Genomic DNA, 20151 nt, shown 5'->3' with positions numbered 1-20151 from the left:
GGAAAAGCGTAAGAAAAATGAACTAGGGAGTCTTAGTAGTTGGGCGTTGTATTCACAATGCGCGTTTGGCCAATGGCCGGTACCAGTCCGGATTTGAGGATTATGAGCTGGCCTTTGGTCCCGGCAACAAAGGATGCAAAACCGGTGCCAAGTCCGGCGCGGGCTTCCCGGCTGATTACATAAACGTTGCGGCGCAGGGGATACGTCTTCAACGCTAAGTAGGCTTGGTAAGGTTGTACGTACTCATCGGTTTTCTGGGGCCGGGGCGAAGTACTAAGGCCCACCACCCGTATTTTCTTCAGAAAGCCGCGCACTTCCTTGTCGTCCTGGTCGCTAATCCAGTTTACCCCAATTACGCCAATGGCCTTGGGGTGAGTAGCAACGTAATCCAGCAGGGCAGGGTTTGACTCGGAGGCGAAGGCGCCTTTAGCCAATGGCATGCCTTTCGTAACTGAATCCTGCATGTAGCGGCTGGTACTGGAGTTATTTGAGTCGAAAACGACGGTAATATCGCCCAGCTTATTTTTCCGGTTAACCTGCTGCCATTGCTTGGTCTGGCCGCTAAAGATATCCCGCAGCTGCTCCATCGTCAGGAGCGTATCGGGGTTGGAGGGGTGCACAATAATGGCCAGGCCATCGGTGGCAATGTGCGTGGTACGCGGAAATAACTTCTGGCGGTCAAATGCCGCCTTCTCATCAGCCGTCAATTCACGAGTTACAACAGCCAAGCGCACTTTATCGTTCAGCAGGTCGCGCATGGCGTCGGCCTCCGGTTCATAACGGGCGCTGATCTTGGCGTACTGATAGAGCTTGTGAAAGGTATCAACCTGCGACTTCACAATGGGCTCAAACGTGGCATCTACGGCAATGGCCACACTGCCACTCGTAGCAGTATCATCATTGGCTGCCCCCGAGGGCCCACCCTGATTACAGCCCGCCAGCAAACAAAAGCCAGCTGCCAGGGCCATGCCCATGGTCCGCAGCGAAGTAGGACTATTCATCATTGGATTGCCTTAAATGTTGCCGATAGGTGCGAACAAATCTAACGATTCCGTAGAATACGAAAAGAGCGCCCAGAATCCGGCGGGGAGTAGAAGGGAGAGTGAAGATCGTAACGGAGCTCAGGAGCAGGTACAGCCCCAGGCCCATATATACCACTGCCATTACCAGTACGAAATACTGGCTGAAGTTGCGGTTGCCACGCGGGCGTAGCCGCTCGTTGGTGGGTGGGCGTTCTAGCATAGAAAAGAATAAAGCGCGGAATGGGCCAATACTACTGTTAAACGTGTAAAAGTAACCAGATGGTTTACCCCTACAACGTACTATATAAGAACAAGTCTATTTAGCGTGAAAAAGCAGGCTACTCCGAAGGAGACTCCGGAATAGCCTGCTTTCACTTGGAACGGTTGTAATAAGGCTTATTCAAGTTGAAAGGTAATGGGAAGCGTGTAGCGCACAGCCACATTCTGTCCGTTCTGCCGACCGGGCGTCCAGTCCGGCATGGAGCGCACCACGCGCTCTGCTTCTTCGCCGGTACCGTAGCCCAGGCCCTTTACTATTTCCACATCTGAAATACCCCCATCAACCTCCACCGTGAAAGCCACATATACGCGCCCCGATACCTGATTCTGGATGGCCTGAGAAGGAAAGCGCAGATGGCGCTGCAAATAGGCCTGGAGAGCCTTCTGGCCGCCGGCAAACTCCGGCATTACTTCCGCATAAACAAAAGGCTTGGCGGGCGGCGCAGCCGGCGCCGTAACGCTACCAGAGTCGATACCACCGCTGCTGCCGGTACCAGCACCAGAATCAGTAGCTACCGTTCCCGAGACGCTTCCAGATGGGCCGTCCGGCGTTGGGGCCACCGGTTGGTCGGCTACTGGTGGTACAGCTTTCGTTAGCGTTTTTACCACTTTGGTTGGTATATCCTGCTGTGGGCGCACAATGGGCTGCGCACTGGCGGCCGGTGGGCTTTTAGGCTCTGCGTAGTGTAGCAGGTCAATTACTTTATCCGGAGCGGTAAGCTCGGGCACTACCACAACGGGAGGAAACAGGTAGTGCACCACCAAAGGCGTGGCAATCAGCAAGGCAAACAGGGCAGTGGCCAGGGTAATGGCCGTAGCCAGGTGGCGGTTGTACAAGCGCCGGAGCAGGTAGGCGCCGTAGACTTTGTTACGGCCCTCAAAAATCATGTCGTCCAGAGACGCAGTCTGCAATTGTGCGGTGTTCATGGCGGTATGGGTTAAAGGTGAGCAAAGGTCCTCGACGCGTATTACCCAAGCCATCCATTTTCCACAGTGCCTACTGCCCGGCTTTCATCAACAAAACGGCTGCTGTATTCCATATAGTATGCATGCCGCGCTATATTTTTAAAAATAAAAAACCGTCCCGGACAAAAGCCCGGGACGGTTTTTCAAGTGGCTATAAAAGCCTTTTACTATCGGATAGCGAAGGTTACTGGTACGGTGAACGATACGCTTACAGCGCGGCCGTTCTGTTTACCAGGCGAGAAGCGGGGCAGCGTTTTGATAACACGCACTGCTTCTTCGTCGCAACCACCGCCCAGGGGCTTAGTTACTTTCACATCCTGCACCTGCCCCTCGGGGTTTACGGTGAAGGCTACGAATACCTTGCCTTCAATCTGGTTGCGCAGCGCCATGGCCGGATACTTGATGTTTTTACCAATGTATTGCAGCAGGGCTTCCTGACCGCCGGGGAATACCGGCATCTGCTCTACATAGGTATATACTTTCGTATCTACCACTTCGGCTACTACCGCGTTGCCTTCACCTTCCAAGCCCTCTAAGTTGGGGTTGTCGGTATTGCCTTTAACAGTAGCCGTAGCTACAACCTTATCTTCCAGCTCCTTCTGATCTGGAATTTCCTCCACTTTCCGAACTTCCTCATCTTTCTTCACTACCGGAGGCGTGAATTTAATGGTAGAAAGCTTGGGTGGTGGTGGCGGCGGCGCGTCTGGTGGCGGCGGTGGTGGTGGTGGTTTGGTTTGGTCCAGAGGAGGTGCTTCCATCAGGACGTTTTCCTTCAGCATCTTCTCGTCATCGTTTACCTCATTGCTGCTAAACATGCGGGCAATGGTTGGGATAAATACCAACAGGGCAAACAGAGCAACGGCGATGAGAAGGGCGCGCGTGACGTGACGGTTGTACAGGCGGCGCAGCACATAAGCCCCGTAGGCTTTATTGCGGCCCTCAAATACAAGATCATTAAGACTCGCACGCGCTATTTGAGAGTTATCCATCATAGCCCGGAAGATTTAATGAGTTCGGTATCAGCCTTCGAGATGTCCACCAACGCGTATTTCTTCTGGTCGGTGATGTTCATCTCATCCAAGATGTCCACCATGTTTTTGTAGTTGGACTTGTCGTCTGGCTTAATCAGCACCACCGTTTTAGGGTTCTGGCGCTGATGGTCCAGCAGAACTTTCCGGATGCCGTTGGCATCGTAGCTGGAAAGTTTCAACTCCGGTTTGTCCTTATCAGAGAGCAGACCGTCGTAGTAGTAGATCTTATTGTTCTCTCCTAGAACAACGGTAAGAGCGTCCGACGCTTTCAACTCCTGTGGCGGATCACCAGGCTTCGGTTTCACCGGCATGGTAATCTGCATCACGTTCGGCTTATTGAACGTGGTGGTCAGCATGAAGAAGGTCAGGAGCAGGAAGGCCAAATCCACCATTGGGGTCATGTCGATTTTGGTCGACATTTTTTTGGCCCGCTTCTTCCCGCCTTTGCCGGAGTCGGCTTGTTGTTGTATTTCTGCCATGGCGCTGCGCTTATTTGCTCACTGTGGGCTTGTTCTCCAAGTCCGTGATGAGGTTGAAACGGTTGATGTTCTTCTCCTGCAGAAACTTGATGACCTTCTTCACGGTCGGTACATCGGCATTGCCGTCGCCTTTAATGGCAATGAAGGTAGGCTTACCAATGGCTTCCTGGTTGGCTTTACGCGCTTCCATTACCCAGTCGATCAGCTGATTGTTCAGTGAGTCGGCCGGAACACCGGGTTGCTTTACTTCTTTGCGCTGCTCACTGCTCATGCTGAGCAAAGAGCCAAGCTGCTGAACGGGTACCCCAAAGCTGTTGAGGCCGCCGAAAGCGCGCTTCTGCTTCTCGGTGAAGGTAACGCCATACTTGGCGCCCATCCGGTCGAGCAGCAGGGGCTTGGCCTTGTCGCTTTCCAGGCCAAAAAACACGCGCTTATCCTTGTCAATCAGGATGCGAATTACGTTGCTCTCGGGCAGTTTCAGTTCCGAGGTAGAAGAGGGGGTATCAACTACTACCACTTCCTCGGGCGAAAACTTAGTCGTGAGCATGAAGAACGTCACCAGCAGGAATGCCAGGTCCACCATCGGGGTCATATCCAGCGAAGGGGACGTTCTATGGGGCTTTACTTTAGGCATTTCGAGCGTGGTTGAGAATATTCAGAAAACGAGACTTACTAAACCTTTAGTGCGTTAACCGCAACTTAGGCCGTGTAAGTTTCCTTTTCGCCGTGTTGAGCAGCGAAGGTCTGAATGATGCTGAAACCAGCTTCGTCGATGCTGTAGGTCAGCTCGTCAATTTTGCTGGTGAAGAAGTTGTAGGCAATGATAGCAATGGCCGAACCGGCAATACCGATAGCCGTGTTGATCAGTGCTTCCGAAATACCTTCTGCCAGGGCAACTGCGTCAGGGTTACCAGCTTGTGCCAGAGCCGAGAAGGCCTTGATCATACCGAATACCGTACCCAGCAGACCTACCAGCGTAGAAACCGAAGCAATGGTAGACAGGATAACGAGGTTTTTCTCCAGCATAGGCAATTCCAGCGTAGTCGATTCCTCGATTTCCTTCTGGATAGCCAGGATCTTCTGGTCTTTGTCCATGCCCCGCTCGCGGGCCATTTCCTGGTACTTCAGCAGACCCGACTTTACTACGGCTGCTACTGAACCTTTCTGCTGGTCGCAGGCAGCAATAGCACCCGAGATGTCATTGCTGTTCAGCTTCTGGCGGATGGTGCGCACAAAGCTCTCAATGCTCTTGGTGCCTTTAGCCTTGCTGATGGTGAGGTAGCGCTCAATCGAGAAGGTAATTACCAACAGGAAGAGAGACATCAGGATCGGCACAATTACGCCGCCTTTGTAAACAGTACCCAAGTAGTTACCTGGCAACGCAGCATTTGCGTTATCGCCACCTTGGAAGTTAGAGCCGTTACCCAATACAAAAATGAAGATAACGATGCTCACAACAAAAGCCAGTGGAATCACGATGGCGGCAAACGCGGAACCGCCTTTGGCTTCGCTCTTAGGCGCAGCGGGAGCGGCAGGCCGCACGTTCTTGTTCATGGCATTCTTTTGTTCCATTGTTCCGGAAAATTAGGGGATGGTTGGTGAAAGGTATTTTTGAAAGTGAAAACGGTACTGGTTTGTATAAAGACGACGAAGCCCCGTTAACCCGCACTACTTAGCCGGTGTGAGGCAAAACAGTGGGTCTGCTTGTGAACGGGGACTACTCCGGAACCTATACTCTCCTTGGCAAACCTAAGCAAAAGCCTTGTCCCTGCCAAATCCAACTTGCGTTTAAACGCTGCCTTGTAGCATTCATCTGGAAAAAAGGCTATTTCTCCGATGTTGGGTTTGTCTCGTCTACGGGCAGAGCCTTGGCTTGGTTCCAATACACATCCATCTGCGCCAGCGTCAGGTCGGCCAGCTGGTGGCCATCCTGGGCTGCCGCAGTTTCCAGGTATTGAAAACGCCGGATAAACTTGCGGTTGGTATGCTCCAGCGCCTCTTCCGGATTAATGCCGGCAAAGCGGGCGAAGTTAATCAGGGAGAAAAGCAGGTCGCCGAATTCAGCGGCGGCGCGCTGCTGGTGCTCGGGGCTGTGCTCGGCCTCGGCAAACTCCTCCCCAAACTCATGTAGCTCTTCCTGTACTTTCTCCCACACCTGCTCCTTCCGCTCCCAGTCAAACCCGGCGCCCCGGGCTTTCTCCTGAATGCGCATGGCCTTCACCAGCGCCGGCAACGACACAGGTACACCGCCCAATACAGAAGAGTTTCCTTTCTCCTTGAGTTTCAGTTGCTCCCAGTTGCGTTTTACATCTTCCTCACTGCTCACGGTCACGTCGCCGTAGATGTGCGGGTGGCGGAAAATAAGCTTCTCGCACTGGGCATTCAGCACATCGGCAATGTCAAAAGCACCTTTTTCCGCCGCTATTTTGGCGTAGAAGACCAGGTGCAGCATCACGTCGCCCAGCTCCTTCCGCACGTCGGAAAGATCATCCCGCAGGATGGCGTCGGAGAGTTCGTAGGTTTCTTCGATGGTCAGATGCCGCAGGCTCTGCATCGTTTGTTTCCGGTCCCAAGGGCACTCGGCCCGGAGCCGGTCAAGCACGTCCAAAAGGCGTCCAAAAGCGGCCAGCTGCTCGGGCCGGCGGTCAGCAGATGAGGTATTGTTCATTAAGTCAAATATACAACCCAGGAGCCGGTGCGGAAAAATATAGCCCTTCCGCCGCCGTATGCGTAACAGCCTTCCGGCCCCATCTTTGAATTGCGGGCATCTCGATAGTCATAAAAACAACGGGCTTTTCCATACTTTTGCCCATTCAAAAAAACAACATTTCTAGTGGCACTCATCAAATCCATTTCGGGCATACGAGGCACTATCGGGGGCGCGGCAGGTGAAGGCCTGACGCCGTTGGACGTGGTGAAATATGCTGCCGCTTTCGGCAGCTGGGTTCTGGACAAAACCCAAAATAATACGATTGTCATTGGCCGCGATGCGCGTTTATCGGGCGAAATGGTCAGCAAGCTGGTGGCCGCTACGCTGCAGGGTTTGGGCATTCACGTCATTGACCTGGGCCTGAGCACAACCCCCACCGTGGAAATGGCCGTGCCCGCCAAAAAAGCCGGCGGCGGCATCATTCTCACGGCCTCGCACAACCCCAAGCAGTGGAATGCGCTGAAGCTGCTGAATGACAAAGGCGAGTTTATTTCGGATGCCGATGGCCAGAAAGTACTGGCGCTGGGCGATGCTGAAGCCTTCGATTTTGCCCCGGTCACCAAGCTGGGTCAGTACAGCACCGACGATACGTTTCTGCAGACCCATATTGAGGCCATTCTGGCCTTGCCTCTAGTAGATGTGGCCGCTATCAAAGCCAAAAACTTCCGGGTAGTGGTGGATGCCGTGAACTCCACGGGCGGTTTTGCGGTGCCCATGCTCCTGGAAGCATTAGGCGTTACTACCATTGAAAAGCTGTTCTGCGAGCCCACCGGCGACTTTGCGCACAATCCCGAGCCGCTGCCCGAGAACCTGCGCGATATTGCCAGGATACTGGAAAAAGGCTCCTTTGACGTTGGTATTGTAGTGGACCCCGATGTAGACCGCCTGGCGCTGGTAAACGAAGATGGCACCATGTTCGGGGAAGAATACACCCTGGTAGCCGTAGCCGATTACGTGCTGCAGCAAAGCGGGGGCGGCAATACCGTCAGCAACCTGAGCAGCACCCGCGCCCTGCGCGACGTGACCGAAAAGCACGGGGGCCAGTATGCCGCCGCCGCGGTAGGCGAGGTGAACGTGGTAACCAAAATGAAGGAAACCAACGCCATTATTGGCGGCGAAGGCAACGGCGGTATTATCTATCCCGAACTGCACTACGGCCGCGACTCTTTGGTGGGCATTGCGCTTTTCCTAAGCCATCTGGCCAAAACCGGCCTCACCATGACGCGCCTGCGGGCTTCCTACCCCAATTACTTCATCTCCAAAAATAAAATTGAGCTGACGCCGGAAATCAACACCGACCAAGTGCTGGAAAAAATGCAGCAGCGTTACGCCAAGCAGCCCATTAACACTATTGATGGGGTGAAAATTGAGTTCGATAAGGAGTGGGTGCACCTACGCAAGTCCAATACCGAGCCCATTATCCGCATTTACGCCGAGTCGGAATCCAATGCTACGGCCGACCATCTGGCCAATAAGATAATTGCCGATATCAAGGAGATTATTGCGGTATAGCGAAACAGGCAACGGCTGGCCTAAAGCAGCCTGGCGTTAGAGCAGAAAGGTCCGGGCCGTATAGGCCGGACCTTTTTTCTGTCCGGGGCGGCCGCTATTTGCCCGGCACTTTCCACAAGCTGTAGGTAACGCCCCGTCCGGCGAGCCACAGAAACCCTTACTTTTGCAGGAGCACCCGGCCAGTAGGAGCAGGGGCGCTACTTACTTATACTTCGTTGCCGGGCTATGTCAACTCCCTCTGATTGTACTCCCTCCTCAGCGCCACGGGCCGTGTATTTTGATAACGCAGCCACCACGCCGCTGGATCCTGAGGTGCTGGATGCTATGCTGCCGTTTCTGCGCGAGCATTTTGGTAATCCCAGCAGTATTCATAGCCACGGCCGGCAGGTGCGGGCCGCCATCGAGAATGCCCGCAAGACCATTGCCCACCTGATTAATGCCGCCCCGGCCGAAATTGTATTCACCTCCTGTGGCACCGAGGCTGATAACTACGCCGCCTTTGGCAGCGTGCGCACCCTGGGCCTGAAACACGGCATTACTTCTAAGTTGGAGCACCACGCCGTGCTGCACACCATGCAGGCGCTGGAAAAAGCCGGCGACCTGCAGCTGAGCTACCTCCGCCACGATGCGAAGGGCCGTTTTGACTTGGAGCATTTAGAAGAGCTGCTGGCCGCCCAGCCGCGCACTTATGTGAGCCTGATGCATGCCAACAATGAAATTGGCAACCTCAACGATATTGTGGCCATCGGCGAAATCTGTGCCCGCCACGATGCCATTTTCCACACCGATACGGTGCAGACGATGGGCCACTACCGCCACGATGTGCAGCAGCTGAAAGCGCACTTCCTAGTCGGCTCGGGCCATAAATTCCATGGCCCGAAAGGCATAGGTTTCCTGTACCGCCGCTCCGGTATCATGGTGGATGCCCTGATACACGGCGGCTCCCAGGAGCGGAACCAGCGCGCCGGCACCGAGAATGTGTATGGCATCATCGGGCTGGCCAAGGCGCTGGAAATTGCCTACCGCGGCATGGCCGACCATCAGCGCACCATTCAGGCCCTCAAAGACCGGTTTATTGATAAGCTGCGCGCTGAAATTGACGGCGTAGCGTTCAATGGCACCTCCGCCGAGGCCGAGCAGAGCCTGTACACGGTGCTGAGCGTGAGCCTGCCGCCTTCGGAGATGAATGAAATGCTGCTCTTCAACCTCGATATTAATAAAGTATCGGTGTCAGGCGGCTCGGCGTGTACCAGCGGGGCGCAGGCCGGCTCGCACGTGCTGCAGGCCCTAGGCTGCGACCCCGACCGGGGTACTATCCGCTTCTCCATGAGCAAGTTCAACACGCCGCAGGAAGTAGATTATGCCGTAGAGCAGCTGGCCAAGATGTACCGCAAAGTGCCGGCCTAATTGCTGCCACGCTTGTTATAGAAAATTTTTACCCTCCTTTAGGCACCTAAGGGAGGGTTTTGTTTTAAGTTGAAAATCAGAAGACGAACAGCACCCAATTCCGAATTGTGCCGTACTGTCTCAGCAACATTATATACCGATATGGCTGACATCAATATTCAACGCAAGAAAAAGTCCCTGAGCCCCTGGCTGGCCGTATTGCTGGCATTGGTGGTGCTGGGCCTGGTCTGGTTTTTCTTCTTCCGCGCCGATCCGGAGCAACCCGTTGACAGCATTCCGCCCACCAATACGGCCCAGCCTTTAGGAGCTACCCGGGATACGGCCGGCACCTCCAACCAGGCCATGGATGCCATGGCCAATGAGCAAGCCGCTACTCCGGAAGCCTTCTACACATTTGCCGCCGACTCTGCCGGTTCCGTAACCAACTACGGCCGCCAGGGCCTGCGCCTGCTCACCGGCGTGCTGGTTTCCCTGGCCGACCGCGACGACCTGCGCCAAGATGCCACCGTGCAGGAAAGACGCAACGACCTGACCAGCGCCACCAGCCGCCTGGATGAGCCCGGCACCAGCCTGCGGCCCGGCTTTACGGCCACCGCTGCCATGCTGCAGGCCATTCAGCAGAAAGCCTACCCCGAACAGGCCGGCCCGGTAAACCGCCTGACCGAGCAAGCCGCCGCCCTCAGCGGCCGTGAGGAAACCGCGCAGCTGGAGCTGCAGCGCGCTTTTTTTCGGCAGGCGGCCCAAATTCTAAAAAGCTTCAGCTAATCTTTCTACGGAAAGCAGGCACCCAACACCCGCTTGCCTTCCCGTACCAGACCTAACGCTACAACCATGGAACCTACTCCCATACCCTCCGCACAAGGCATGCACCTGCGCCGCCTGCGCGACCTGGAAGACTTTGAAGTGGCCGACGACAGCGCGGACGTGCGCGGCTGGGCCGTACGCGGCAGCGACGGTAAGAAGTTCGGGGATGTATTTGAGCTGATTGTGGATGAAGATGCCATGAAAGTGCGCTACCTCGACATTGAGCTGGATGCCTCACTGCAGATTGATAAATGGGCGCGCCACATCCTGCTGCCCATTGGCGTGGCCACCATTGATGAGGATGGCGACAATATTTTCGTGCCCTCTCTCAACCTGCAATCGGTGCTGGAATATCCCCCTTACACGGAGGTTCAGATAACCCGGGAGTATGAAGAAGCCATGTTGCGCTCCTTAAAACTGCCTTTGCCGGAGCACACTTCGCCTTTTTATGATCAGGCGCCTTACAGTGAGCAGCACTTCTACCAGAACCGCCACCCCGCCGAACCGGCCAGCAACCTGCGCCGCCGGATAGGGTAGGCTACCTCCCTAGAAACAGCAACGCCTGGCCTCTGCTTACGAGCGGAGCCAGGCGTTGCTGTTTCTAGGGAGGTAGGTTAATTGCGGTGAACCAAATCGGCCACTGCATCTACCCACATGGGGTTGGCGTTCAGGCTGGGCACCAGCTGCCAGTGCTTGCCGCCGGACTGCTCAAACAGTTCCTTGAATTCCTCGCCTACTTCAATGGTGGTTTCCAGGCAGTCGGCCACGAAAGCGGGGCTGAAGGCCAGCACGTTATGGATGCCTTTGGCCGGAAATTCCTTCAAGACTTCATCCGTGTACGGCTGCAGCCACGGGTCGCGGAGGCGGCTTTGCAGACGGCTCTGGAAGGTAACGGTGTACTGCTCTGGGGCCAGATTCATGGCTTTGGCCAGCAGGCGGGAGGTTTCGTAGCACTGCGCCCGGTAGCAGTAGCGGTTGTTCTTGTTGTAGTGGTTGCAGCAGTTACTCAGCTTGCAATACCCGTTTTGACTGCCCTTCAGCACGTGGCGCTCCGGAATACCGTGGTAGCTGAATACCACATGGTCGTAGTCATGCTTCTGCATTTCCTGCAGGCCCAGAGTGGCAAAGGAGGCAATAAAGCCCGGGTCGTCAGCAAAGGAACTGATGAAGGTGATATTGGGCACCACCCACCATTTGCTCACAATTTCCATCACCTTTTGCTGCACCGAGCCCGTGCTGGCCGCCGCGTACTGCGGAAACAGGGGCAGCACAATAATGCGCTCCACGGCCGCGTCGCGTAGCCCCTGCAGCGCCAACTCAATGCTGGGCTTCTGGTAGCGCATGCCAAAAGCCACTAGGTAGTCTTTGCCCAGCTTCTCCTGCAACAGTTTTTTCAGATCGAGGCCATGGAAGAGCAGGGGAGAGCCCCGCTCCGTCCAGAGCTGCTGATAGATTTTGGCCGATTTTGGGGCCCGCAGCGGCACCACCAAACCCTGAAACAAGGGGTAGCGCACGGCGGCCGGCATATCAATTACGCGGGCATCCGTCAGGAATTCGTTGAGGTAGCGGCGCACGTCGCTGGTCTGGGGTGAGTCGGGCGTGCCGAGGTTCACGAGCAGGACGCCGATGCGGCCTTTAGAAGAAGCGGGGGTAGAGGACATAGAAACCGTAATGCCGAAGGAGGTAAGCAGGCAAGTCGTCAGAAGAGGTCAGAGGAGCCGGCCAGGGGAAAGAACTACAAAGGTCGTACAACCGTTGCCGAACTAAAACTGACTTCCGTCATCTTTCAATTTGGGGTACAGACAATCTGGCCACCCCCGATGTTTTAATAACCAGCGGCCGGGCAGGGTAAAAGTCGTACCTTTGCGGGCCAAATTTCAGAGTCTGAAATGAATACCACCCCTACTCCACACCGCGCTGGCTTCGTGAGCATTATCGGCAAACCCAACGTGGGCAAGTCGACGCTGATGAACGCGCTGGTGGGTGAGCGGCTGAGCATCGTCACGAGCAAAGCCCAAACCACCCGCCACCGCATCCTCGGCATCCTCAACGGCGACGATTTCCAGCTGATCTACTCCGATACGCCTGGCATCATTCAGCCCAAATATGAGCTGCACAACGCCATGATGTCGTTTGTGTACTCTTCTCTGGAAGATGCTGACGTGGTGCTGTTTGTAACGGATATCTACGAAAAGCACGACGAAGAACCCATTGTGGAGCGCCTGCGCAAAATGCAGGACGTCACCATCATGGTGCTCGTCAATAAAATAGACCAGGCCGACCAGGCCGATGTGGAAGCCAAGCTGGCCTACTGGCACGAGCAACTCCCCAACGCCGCCGAAGTGCTGCCCATCTCGGCCCTGAATGCCTTCGGGACCGAACGGGTACTTGAGTTGGTGCTGGAAAAGCTGCCGGTGCATCCGCCGTATTATCCCAAAGATGAACTAACCGACAAGCCCGAGCGGTTCTTTGCGGCCGAGATGATTCGGGAGAAAATCTTTAAACTCTATAAAAAAGAGGTGCCTTACAGCTGTGAGGTCACTATTGATGAGTTTAAAGAGGAAGAAGATATCATCCGGATGCGCTCCACTATTTACGTGGAGCGGGCCAGCCAGAAAGGCATTGTCATTGGCCAGAAAGGCGAGGCGCTGAAGAAAGTAGGCACCTGGGCCCGCGAGGAAATGGAGAAATTCTTTCTGAAGAAAGTGTTCCTCGAAATCCACGTGAAAGTCAACGAAAACTGGCGCGCCGACCCTAAGGCCCTGAGCCGCTTTGGGTATAACAACAGTTAAAAAACGCTTCCGACCTTCCTTCACTTAACTACTCCGGGCACTGCCGAAAATGGTCGGGCCGGCGGCTGGAGTCAGACAATATGAAAAATACGATTGCCATTGTAGGCCGCCCCAACGTGGGCAAGTCTACCCTATTCAACCGCTTGGTTGGCCAGCGCAAGGCCATTATGGACAACGAGTCCGGCGTAACCCGCGACCGTCACTACGGCTACGGTGACTGGATTGGCAAGTACTACACCGTGATTGATACGGGCGGGTACGTGCACAACTCCGATGACATTTTCGAAGGCGAAATCAACAAGCAGGTAAAGCTGGCTATTGATGAGGCTGATGTGGTGCTGTTTATGGTGGATGTGGACGCCGGCGTGCACCACCTCGATGAGGAATTTGCCAGCGTACTGCGGCGCTACCAGGGCAAAAAGCCCATTTACGTGGTAGCCAACAAGGCCGATACCAATGCCCGGATTCACGCCGCCGGCGAGTTTTACTCCCTGGGCGTGGGCGACGGCGAAATCTACCCCATCAGCTCCCAGAGCGGCTCCGGCACCGGCGACCTGCTGGATGCTGTGGTTAGCCACTTTGAAGAGGAAGGCATAGAGGAACCCGATGCCGGCATTCCCAAAATTGCCGTGGTAGGCCGCCCCAACGTGGGTAAGTCTTCCTTCGTGAACCTGCTGCTGGGCACCGACCGCAGCATTGTAACGGACATTGCCGGTACCACCCGCGACTCTATTCAGGCGCGCTACAATGCCTTTGGCAAAGAGTTTATCCTGGTAGATACGGCCGGTTTGCGTCGTAAAACCAAAGTGCACGAAGATGTGGAGTTCTATTCCGTGCTGCGCTCCATCCGGGCGCTGGAAGAGTCCGATATCTGCATTGTGATGCTGGATGCCACCCGTGGTATTGAGTCCCAGGACCTGAACATCATTGGCCTGGCCGACAAAAACCGCAAGGGCATCGTGATTCTGGTAAACAAGTGGGACCTTATTGAGGGCAAGGAAACCAACACGGCCAAGGAATTCGAGGAGAAAATCCGCGAGAAAATTGCGCCTATCAGCTATCCGCCCATCATCTTCATTTCCGTGCTGAACAAGCAGCGCGTGCACAAGGCCATTGAAACCGCCATTGACGTGTACGAGAACAAGCGCCGCAAAATTCCGACCTCGGAGCTGAACGAAGTAATGCTGAAGGAGATTGAGCGGTATCCGCCGCCCATTCAGAAGGGCAAAATGGTGCGCATCAAGTACGTTACTCAGTTGCCCACGCACAACCCGGTGTTTGCCTTCTTCTGCAACCTGCCGCAGTACGTGCTGGAAAGCTATACCCGCTATCTGGAAAACCGCCTGCGCGAGCATTTCAACTTTACCGGAGTACCGGTAGGCATTATTTTCCGGAAGAAATAAGCCGCTGGCGGATGGTTTAAGGCCGATAGAAGAAATTTTTCTTGGCCGCCCGGGTTACCTTTTTCAGTAACGGGCATAAACCCCCAGATTCTACGGAGTTTCTCCACGGAGTCAACCTAAAAAAGACTTTTCATTTACAAATCAACCCCCACCATGAAAAAGGTATTGTTCCTCGCCCTGGCCGCTGTTTCTTTCTCGTTCGCTTCTTGCGACAGCAAAACTGAAAACGCTCAGGAGCAGGCTGCTGACAACGTAGAAGAGGCTGGCGAAGTTAAGGCTGACGCTATGGAAGATGCTGGTGCTAACGAGGCTGCTGCTGATGCAGTACGTGACTCGGCTGACGCTAAGGCTGACGCTATGGAGAACTCGGCTGACGCAAAAGACGCTAAGTAATTTCGTCTGCGCCCAGCGCATGTAAAAAGAGGGCTTCTCTCACGGGAGAAGCCCTCTTTTTTGTTTTAGGCAGTTTGGCTATGAACTGGACTTAGCCCAGGCGGCGCTCCAGCAGCCCGTCAATTACTTTGAAAAGCTTGCGAGGACCGTACGTGCGCCAAGGCAGCTCATCCAGCTGGCCACCAAAATTCACGTAGCTGTCAATATTGTACTGGCGCATTTCCCGGATAACGTGCTCCTGGAAGTTGATGGCCGCAATCCAGCCATCCTCCACGTCCTCAAACCACTCCTCGTAGTAGCAGTCGTCGGAGCCGTGGAAGTTAAATACGTTTTCCCCGATGAGCACGAATTTGCGGACGCCTTCGTGCACCATGGAGTCTACAATATTACGCTTGAGCTGCATGACGTCATTCTCAATGGCATCATTCCACTCGCCGATAAACTCAATAATGCCAATGCCCTGCTCATAGTCCACGAACAGGATTTTCAGGAATAAGGTATCCGACTCCAGGCTGTCCCACTGCGGGTGGATGTAGTAGCCGTAAATAGTATTGACGTAGTGGTCCAGGCTGTTTTCGGAACCGTGGAGCGGTGAGCGAGGATCTTCGGATGCCGAGTATTGCTCCATCCAGTTGTAGTGCGGCTCGATTGTATGCATAGTTGTTAAAGGAATTACCGCCAACCTTCGGATAAACCACCAGCTTATCAAAATGGCACACTGGTAACGCAGGAAACAACTTATCTGTTCGTATTCAGCATGCTGAAAGCCAGCATCAGCCACAGCAGAACAGCTATAAATCCCGGAAATGCTCCCAAGGCAGTGAAAAGCGCTAAAAGCCAGCGCCCCCGAACAATAGCAGCGTAGCTGGTTGCCAGTAGCAGTGCCGTGGTAGGCAGCATAATGATGCCCAGACCAATGAGGCTCATCAAGCCATCCTCTGACTCAGCCCCGATAAGTAACAGGAGCTGCAAAATCAATAAGCTGCCGGCCCGCAAATACAGGTTTTGCCAAAGCCGGGACATGAACCGACTAGCGAAGATGGGAGGCGTCCAGCGCGGCCCGCACGGAGCCGTGTTTCGCCAGCAATTGAGCAGCTTCTGCCTGATCAATGCCCAACTCGTCCATCAGCATCTTCTCGCCGCGGTCTACCAGCTTAGCGTTGCTGAGCTGCATATCTACCATTTTATTGCCTTTCACGCGACCCAGCTGAATCATGGTGGCCGTAGTAAGCATATTCAGCACCAGCTTTTGCGCGGTGCCGGCTTTCATGCGGGTGCTGCCCGTCACAAACTCAGGCCCTGTTACTACTTCCACCGGAAACTCGGCGGCCGCTGCCACAGCGGAGCCCGCATTGCACACAATACAGCCGGTAGCTATGCCGAGCCGGCGGGCCTGCTCCAGGCCACCAATGACATAAGGCGTGCGGCCCGAGGCGGCAATGCCCACCACCATATCTTTCTCATTGATGCCGAAGGCCAGCAAGTCCTGCCAGGCCTGCTCCGCATCGTCCTCCGCGTTTTCCACGGCCTGCCGGATGGCTGTATCACCGCCCGCAATCAGCCCGATAACCAGCCCCTGGGGCACGCCAAACGTGGGCGGGCACTCCGAGGCATCCAGAATACCCAGGCGGCCACTGGTGCCGGCGCCAATGTAAAAAAGGCGGCCGCCTGCCCGCAGCCGGGCTACGGTAGCTTCCACCAACGCTTCTATCTGGGGTAGGGCCTTCGCTACGGCCAGCGGCACCGTTTGGTCCACACTGTTAATGCCGGCCAGCAGCTCGTGGGTACTCAGCGTTTCGAGATTATGGAAGGAGGAAGGGCTTTCGGTGTTGTTCACAAAGAATAGTATGGGCAAAGAATATTAAGACCTGGCCGAAGCAGCCGCGGCTTTCAGCCGTCCTATAACCGGAAACCGGTCGAAAACGTTGGGCGTGTGCGGCGCATCTACGTCCAACTCGCGGGTAAGGTCCTGGCCCGCCCAGTGCTCATAATGGTTGCCGCGCCGCCACAGGCGGGAGCGGGTTACATCGTAAATCAGCCCCTGGTAGCTCACCCAGATTTCGTCCCGGTCCTGCCCGTTGCGCAGGGCCAGCTGGGCGCGGGAGTATTCGGGCAGGCTTTCGGTTGCCGGTTGCGGATTGCCAGTTGCCAGGGTCATTTGGTCGTTAGTTGTCAGTTGATGGTAGTCAGTTGCCGGGTGTTGGTTAGTAAACGGCAGTTGCCGGTTTGTCCTGGCAACTAACAACCGGCAACTGGCAACTCATCCCAACAGGGCCTGCGTCAGAATCCAGCGGTTAGGCAGGTCGCCCTGGGCGGCGTGCAGGTAGTCTTGGTAGCTGCAGGGTACAATGCGCTTGAGGTTGCTGTCGGCGAGGCTTTCCACTTCCAGCCACCATTTTTCTGTGCGCCGCGCCTTGTAGAACACCAGTTTGGCCGGCGTGCCCGGCAGGCCCACGGCGTAGCGCATAAAGCGGCGGCTTTGGAAGTCGGTTTCGCCGTGGCGGTGGTAAAAGCCCTCAATGAAGTACCACAGCATGGTGGCCGTAGCAAACGCGGCCAGCCCATGCGGGTCGTGGTCGGGGCGGTAGCCATACAGGCCGAAGGAGCTCAGCTGGTCGTTGTGGCCGGCATACCAGCACAGCTGGGAGGCCTCCTCGCCGGTAAGGCCGTAGGGACTGGCCGGGTAGTAGCCCGGAAAGTCCGGCCAGCGCAGCGCGGAGAGGTCAAAGCTCATCATATCGGCCTGTCGGATCAGCGGCTCGGCCTGCCGGACATCGGTATGCACTTCGCCCAGGCGCAGGGTTTCAAAATGCAGCTTTTCCAGCGTGGCCAGCACACCAGGCTGCACCAGGTATTGCTGGTGGCCAATCTGACTGAAGGCAAATAGGAAGTTTGGCTCGTGCATCAGAATACGCTGCAGGTGCGATTCTTCAGCCGGGGCCGTATCGTGCTCGGCCATGTCCACGCGCGAATCGATGGTAACGTGGCTGACGGGACGCTCCAGGGTTTCGTAAGCCAGAAACTGGCCGTAGTCCAGGTCGTGGCTGCCGCCCAGCAGCAGCGGAATGGTTTTTTGCTCCAGCAGGGCCGCCACAATTTCCCGCAGGCGCAGGTACGTATCTTCCAGGGTAAGGCCGGGGCGCAGGTTGCCCAAATCCACCAGCCGAATGGGTCCTGTGCCTTTCTGCAGCTGGTAAAACCGCTCGCGCACGGCGTTGGCGGCATGGCTGGCCGGGGCTCCGGCGGCGCTGCCCCGCCACTCATCCAGCCCAATCAGGGCCAGATCAGCCGCGCGCCAGTCGGGAAACGTATCCACAAAGCGTGTGGCATAGGCCCCTAACGTAGTGGGCGCAGGCGCCGCGGCCAGCGGATCTTCGAGAAGCGGATCAAAGAAAATCGCAAGGTTCATCAGGCTCGGGCAGTGCTGCTGACAAAACTAGTTAAAAACGCCGCTGCTACGGTATTCCAACCGGCCGTAAATAGGGTTTCCGCTAAAAAATCAATTTATTTAACGACTATTTCCACCTCACCACCTTTGTTCATGCAAGTTCGTCGCGCTTTTGATGTTCTCCCTTACCAACTGGAGAACACCCCCAAATCTGATTGTCTGGCTGCGAAAGTAAACGGGACGTGGGAGAAAATGAGTACCCAGCAGGTGTATGATGCCGCACAGCTCGTCAGCCTGGGCCTGGTAAAGCTGGGCCTGAAAAAGGACGATAAAGTGGCCATCATCTCCATGAACCGCCCGGAGTGGATGCTGGCCGACTACGGCATCTCGCAGATTGGCGCCGTGAGTGTGCCCATGTACCCCAGCATAACGGTAGAGGACTACAAGTACATCTTTACCGATGCCGGCGTGAAAGCCATTTTTGTGTCGGATATCAAGCTCTATGAGAAAGTAACCGAGGCTATTGCCGACCTGCATATCCCCGCCACGCATATTTTTACCTTCGATAAGATTGAAGGCGCCCGCCATTTCTCCGAGCTGGTGGAAATGGGCAAACAGGGCGACCCGGCTACGCTACAGCCGCTTAAGGATGCCGTGCAGCCCGATGATTTGCTCACGCTCATTTACACCAGCGGCACCACCGGCCAGCCTAAAGGCGTGATGCTGTCCCACGACAACATCCTGAGCAACTGCCGCAACTCGCAGCGCTTTGTGCCGGTGAACAAGGACGATATGGCCCTGAGCTTCCTGCCGCTCTGCCACATCTTTGAGCGCATGGTAACTTACCTCTACATGATTAACGGCGTAAGCATTTACTACGCCGAGAGCATGGACGTCATTGCCGACAACCTGCGGGAAGTAAAGCCCAGCATCTTCACCACCGTGCCGCGCCTGCTGGAAAAGGTGTTCGATAAGATTGTAGCCAAAGGCCACGAGCTGACGGGCATCAAGAAAAGCCTGTTTTTCTGGGCCTTGAATCTAGGTCTGAAATACGACACCCAGAAAGACCAGGGTGTTTTCTACAACGCCCAGCTGGCTTTGGCCAATAAGCTCATTTTCAATAAGTGGCGCGAAGCGCTGGGCGGCAACCTCAAATGGATTGTTTCCGGAGGCGGGGCGCTGCAGCCGCGTTTGGCGCGCGTGTTCTGGGCGGCTGGCATCCGGGTAATGGAAGGCTATGGCCTCACCGAAACCTCACCAGTTATTGCGGTAGGCGGCTTCGAGCCCGAAAACAACATGATTGGCACCGTGGGCCCCATCATCGACAACACCGAAGTAAAGATTGCGCCCGATGGCGAAATCCTGACCAAATCGGCCTCCGTGATGAAGGGCTACTACAATAAGCCCGAGCTGACGGCCAAAGAGTTTGACGAGGAAGGCTGGTTCCACACCGGCGACATTGGCGAGCTGGTAAACGGCCGCTTCCTCAAAATCACGGACCGGAAAAAGGAAATGTTCAAGACCTCGGGCGGCAAGTACATTGCCCCGCAGGTTATTGAAGGCAAGCTGAAGGAGTCGCCGCTGGTAGAGCAGTGCATGGTGGTGGGCGACGGCCAGAAATTCCCCTCCGTACTCATTATTCCCGCTTTCGATCAACTCCGGGGCTGGTGCAAGCGCAACGGGTTAGACTGCACCGGACCCAACGACGCGCTAATCAAAAACGAGAAGATTGTATCGATGTACGAAGACCTAGTGAAGAAATACAACCAGGGCTTTGCGCAGTGGGAGCAAGTAAAGAAAGTGGCCCTGCTGCCCCAGCAATGGACGGTGGAAACCGGCGAGATGACGCCCACCATGAAGGTGAAGCGCAAAGTCATCTTCCAGAACAACACCGATCTGATCGATAGTTTATATCACACCGATAGCCGCCGCTAACCAAAAGGCCCCGCTACTTTAGTAGCGGGG

The 20151-nt window shown here is 55.4% G+C and carries 22 protein-coding genes; 8 read left to right on the top strand and 14 right to left on the bottom strand.

The window, feature by feature from the left end; all coding sequences use genetic code 11:
• Nucleotides 1–32: 32 nt before the first annotated feature.
• From AM218_RS12450 to mazG, 8 genes are all read right to left on the bottom strand, one after another.
• Nucleotides 33–1004 (bottom strand): PstS family phosphate ABC transporter substrate-binding protein, encoded by a 972-nt coding sequence (locus tag AM218_RS12450; protein WP_054414150.1) that lies wholly within the window; start codon nucleotides 1002–1004, stop codon nucleotides 33–35.
• The gene (locus AM218_RS16835; RefSeq protein ID WP_157547651.1) at nucleotides 994–1242 is read right to left on the bottom strand and encodes a hypothetical protein; all 249 of its coding nucleotides are present in this window, start codon (nucleotides 1240–1242) and stop codon (nucleotides 994–996) included. Before AM218_RS16835 ends, AM218_RS12450 begins: the two co-directional genes overlap by 11 nt.
• Nucleotides 1243–1418: 176 nt before the next feature.
• The gene (locus tag AM218_RS12440) at nucleotides 1419–2228 is read right to left on the bottom strand and encodes an energy transducer TonB (protein ID WP_197273966.1); all 810 of its coding nucleotides are present in this window, start codon (nucleotides 2226–2228) and stop codon (nucleotides 1419–1421) included.
• Nucleotides 2229–2434: 206 nt separating this feature from the next.
• Entirely contained in the window at nucleotides 2435–3259 is an 825-nt protein-coding gene (locus AM218_RS12435) for an energy transducer TonB (protein WP_231717485.1), read from the bottom strand.
• Nucleotides 3256–3777 carry an ExbD/TolR family protein gene (locus AM218_RS12430; RefSeq protein ID WP_054414146.1) on the bottom strand — a complete coding sequence of 174 codons (522 nt, stop codon included), beginning with the start codon at nucleotides 3775–3777 and terminating at the stop codon, nucleotides 3256–3258. Before AM218_RS12430 ends, AM218_RS12435 begins: the two co-directional genes overlap by 4 nt.
• A 10-nt stretch (nucleotides 3778–3787) precedes the next feature.
• The gene (locus tag AM218_RS12425; protein WP_054414145.1) at nucleotides 3788–4411 is read right to left on the bottom strand and encodes an ExbD/TolR family protein; all 624 of its coding nucleotides are present in this window, start codon (nucleotides 4409–4411) and stop codon (nucleotides 3788–3790) included.
• A gap of 65 nt (nucleotides 4412–4476) precedes the next feature.
• Nucleotides 4477–5349, bottom strand: a complete 873-nt coding sequence (locus tag AM218_RS12420; protein WP_197273965.1) for a MotA/TolQ/ExbB proton channel family protein — start codon at nucleotides 5347–5349, stop codon at nucleotides 4477–4479.
• Nucleotides 5350–5602: 253 nt separating this feature from the next.
• On the bottom strand, nucleotides 5603–6445 hold the full coding sequence (mazG, locus tag AM218_RS12415) for a nucleoside triphosphate pyrophosphohydrolase (protein WP_054414144.1): 843 nt from the start codon (nucleotides 6443–6445) through the stop codon (nucleotides 5603–5605).
• Between the two features lie 165 nt (nucleotides 6446–6610).
• Here mazG and glmM point away from each other — a divergent pair, with 165 nt between their 5' ends.
• The 4 genes from glmM (at nucleotide 6611) to AM218_RS12395 (ending at nucleotide 10747) form a co-directional block, all read left to right on the top strand.
• The gene (gene glmM, locus AM218_RS12410) at nucleotides 6611–7999 is read left to right on the top strand and encodes a phosphoglucosamine mutase (RefSeq protein ID WP_054414143.1); all 1389 of its coding nucleotides are present in this window, start codon (nucleotides 6611–6613) and stop codon (nucleotides 7997–7999) included.
• Between the two features lie 225 nt (nucleotides 8000–8224).
• Complete coding sequence (locus AM218_RS12405) at nucleotides 8225–9406, top strand: cysteine desulfurase family protein (protein WP_054414142.1); 1182 nt, start codon at nucleotides 8225–8227, stop codon at nucleotides 9404–9406.
• 141 nt (nucleotides 9407–9547) lie between these two features.
• Nucleotides 9548–10171 carry a hypothetical protein gene (locus AM218_RS12400; RefSeq protein WP_054414141.1) on the top strand — a complete coding sequence of 208 codons (624 nt, stop codon included), beginning with the start codon at nucleotides 9548–9550 and terminating at the stop codon, nucleotides 10169–10171.
• Between the two features lie 66 nt (nucleotides 10172–10237).
• Nucleotides 10238–10747 (top strand): PRC-barrel domain-containing protein, encoded by a 510-nt coding sequence (locus tag AM218_RS12395; protein WP_082318213.1) that lies wholly within the window; start codon nucleotides 10238–10240, stop codon nucleotides 10745–10747.
• A 77-nt stretch (nucleotides 10748–10824) separates the two neighbouring features.
• On the opposite strand, the gene hemH is transcribed toward AM218_RS12395, so the two are convergent.
• The gene (gene hemH / locus AM218_RS12390) at nucleotides 10825–11871 is read right to left on the bottom strand and encodes a ferrochelatase (RefSeq protein ID WP_054414139.1); all 1047 of its coding nucleotides are present in this window, start codon (nucleotides 11869–11871) and stop codon (nucleotides 10825–10827) included.
• 228 nt (nucleotides 11872–12099) lie between these two features.
• Between hemH and era the strand changes: the two genes are divergently transcribed.
• The 3 genes from era to AM218_RS12375 all read left to right on the top strand — a co-directional run bounded on the left by era (nucleotide 12100) and on the right by AM218_RS12375 (nucleotide 14798).
• Nucleotides 12100–13002, top strand: coding sequence for a GTPase Era (gene era / locus AM218_RS12385; protein WP_054414138.1), 903 nt, complete (start codon nucleotides 12100–12102; stop codon nucleotides 13000–13002).
• An 80-nt stretch (nucleotides 13003–13082) separates the two neighbouring features.
• Nucleotides 13083–14405 (top strand): ribosome biogenesis GTPase Der, encoded by a 1323-nt coding sequence (gene der / locus AM218_RS12380; protein ID WP_054414137.1) that lies wholly within the window; start codon nucleotides 13083–13085, stop codon nucleotides 14403–14405.
• Between the two features lie 153 nt (nucleotides 14406–14558).
• Nucleotides 14559–14798 (top strand): hypothetical protein, encoded by a 240-nt coding sequence (locus AM218_RS12375; RefSeq protein WP_054414136.1) that lies wholly within the window; start codon nucleotides 14559–14561, stop codon nucleotides 14796–14798.
• A 91-nt stretch (nucleotides 14799–14889) separates the two neighbouring features.
• Here the strand turns inward: AM218_RS12375 and AM218_RS12370 are convergent, their stop codons facing one another.
• From AM218_RS12370 to AM218_RS12350, 5 genes are all read right to left on the bottom strand, one after another.
• Complete coding sequence (locus AM218_RS12370) at nucleotides 14890–15456, bottom strand: hypothetical protein (protein ID WP_054414135.1); 567 nt, start codon at nucleotides 15454–15456, stop codon at nucleotides 14890–14892.
• Between the two features lie 80 nt (nucleotides 15457–15536).
• Complete coding sequence (locus AM218_RS12365) at nucleotides 15537–15821, bottom strand: hypothetical protein (RefSeq protein ID WP_054414134.1); 285 nt, start codon at nucleotides 15819–15821, stop codon at nucleotides 15537–15539.
• Nucleotides 15822–15828: 7 nt separating this feature from the next.
• Nucleotides 15829–16653, bottom strand: coding sequence for an N-acetylmuramic acid 6-phosphate etherase (murQ, locus tag AM218_RS12360; protein WP_231717484.1), 825 nt, complete (start codon nucleotides 16651–16653; stop codon nucleotides 15829–15831).
• A gap of 6 nt (nucleotides 16654–16659) precedes the next feature.
• Complete coding sequence (locus AM218_RS12355; protein ID WP_054414133.1) at nucleotides 16660–16956, bottom strand: cytochrome b5 domain-containing protein; 297 nt, start codon at nucleotides 16954–16956, stop codon at nucleotides 16660–16662.
• A gap of 102 nt (nucleotides 16957–17058) precedes the next feature.
• Nucleotides 17059–18207 (bottom strand): formimidoylglutamase, encoded by a 1149-nt coding sequence (locus AM218_RS12350; RefSeq protein ID WP_054414132.1) that lies wholly within the window; start codon nucleotides 18205–18207, stop codon nucleotides 17059–17061.
• Nucleotides 18208–18339: 132 nt separating this feature from the next.
• Here AM218_RS12350 and AM218_RS12345 point away from each other — a divergent pair, with 132 nt between their 5' ends.
• Nucleotides 18340–20121, top strand: coding sequence for an AMP-dependent synthetase/ligase (locus tag AM218_RS12345; protein ID WP_054414131.1), 1782 nt, complete (start codon nucleotides 18340–18342; stop codon nucleotides 20119–20121).
• The last annotated feature ends 30 nt before the right edge of the window (nucleotides 20122–20151 follow it).

It is taken from the genome of Hymenobacter sp. DG25A (genome assembly GCF_001280305.1).
In the GTDB taxonomy this organism is placed as follows: domain Bacteria; phylum Bacteroidota; class Bacteroidia; order Cytophagales; family Hymenobacteraceae; genus Hymenobacter.
This window is presented reverse-complemented; position numbering and strand designations above follow the sequence as displayed.

Bases quoted from the DNA above. Each gene is read 5' to 3' on its own strand.
- AM218_RS12450 (WP_054414150.1), bottom strand. From the start codon at position 1,004: ATGATGAATAGTCCTACTTCGCTGCGGACCATGGGCATGGCCCTGGCA.
- AM218_RS16835 (WP_157547651.1), bottom strand. From the start codon at position 1,242: ATGCTAGAACGCCCACCCACCAACGAGCGGCTACGCCCGCGTGGCAAC.
- AM218_RS12440 (WP_197273966.1), bottom strand. From the start codon at position 2,228: ATGAACACCGCACAATTGCAGACTGCGTCTCTGGACGACATGATTTTT.
- AM218_RS12435 (WP_231717485.1), bottom strand. From the start codon at position 3,259: ATGATGGATAACTCTCAAATAGCGCGTGCGAGTCTTAATGATCTTGTA.
- AM218_RS12430 (WP_054414146.1), bottom strand. From the start codon at position 3,777: ATGGCAGAAATACAACAACAAGCCGACTCCGGCAAAGGCGGGAAGAAG.
- AM218_RS12425 (WP_054414145.1), bottom strand. From the start codon at position 4,411: ATGCCTAAAGTAAAGCCCCATAGAACGTCCCCTTCGCTGGATATGACC.
- AM218_RS12420 (WP_197273965.1), bottom strand. From the start codon at position 5,349: ATGGAACAAAAGAATGCCATGAACAAGAACGTGCGGCCTGCCGCTCCC.
- mazG (WP_054414144.1), bottom strand. From the start codon at position 6,445: ATGAACAATACCTCATCTGCTGACCGCCGGCCCGAGCAGCTGGCCGCT.
- AM218_RS12405 (WP_054414142.1), top strand. From the start codon at position 8,225: ATGTCAACTCCCTCTGATTGTACTCCCTCCTCAGCGCCACGGGCCGTG.
- AM218_RS12400 (WP_054414141.1), top strand. From the start codon at position 9,548: ATGGCTGACATCAATATTCAACGCAAGAAAAAGTCCCTGAGCCCCTGG.
- AM218_RS12395 (WP_082318213.1), top strand. From the start codon at position 10,238: ATGGAACCTACTCCCATACCCTCCGCACAAGGCATGCACCTGCGCCGC.
- hemH (WP_054414139.1), bottom strand. From the start codon at position 11,871: ATGTCCTCTACCCCCGCTTCTTCTAAAGGCCGCATCGGCGTCCTGCTC.
- era (WP_054414138.1), top strand. From the start codon at position 12,100: ATGAATACCACCCCTACTCCACACCGCGCTGGCTTCGTGAGCATTATC.
- der (WP_054414137.1), top strand. From the start codon at position 13,083: ATGAAAAATACGATTGCCATTGTAGGCCGCCCCAACGTGGGCAAGTCT.
- AM218_RS12375 (WP_054414136.1), top strand. From the start codon at position 14,559: ATGAAAAAGGTATTGTTCCTCGCCCTGGCCGCTGTTTCTTTCTCGTTC.
- AM218_RS12370 (WP_054414135.1), bottom strand. From the start codon at position 15,456: ATGCATACAATCGAGCCGCACTACAACTGGATGGAGCAATACTCGGCA.
- AM218_RS12365 (WP_054414134.1), bottom strand. From the start codon at position 15,821: ATGTCCCGGCTTTGGCAAAACCTGTATTTGCGGGCCGGCAGCTTATTG.
- AM218_RS12355 (WP_054414133.1), bottom strand. From the start codon at position 16,956: ATGACCCTGGCAACTGGCAATCCGCAACCGGCAACCGAAAGCCTGCCC.
- AM218_RS12350 (WP_054414132.1), bottom strand. From the start codon at position 18,207: ATGAACCTTGCGATTTTCTTTGATCCGCTTCTCGAAGATCCGCTGGCC.
- AM218_RS12345 (WP_054414131.1), top strand. From the start codon at position 18,340: ATGCAAGTTCGTCGCGCTTTTGATGTTCTCCCTTACCAACTGGAGAAC.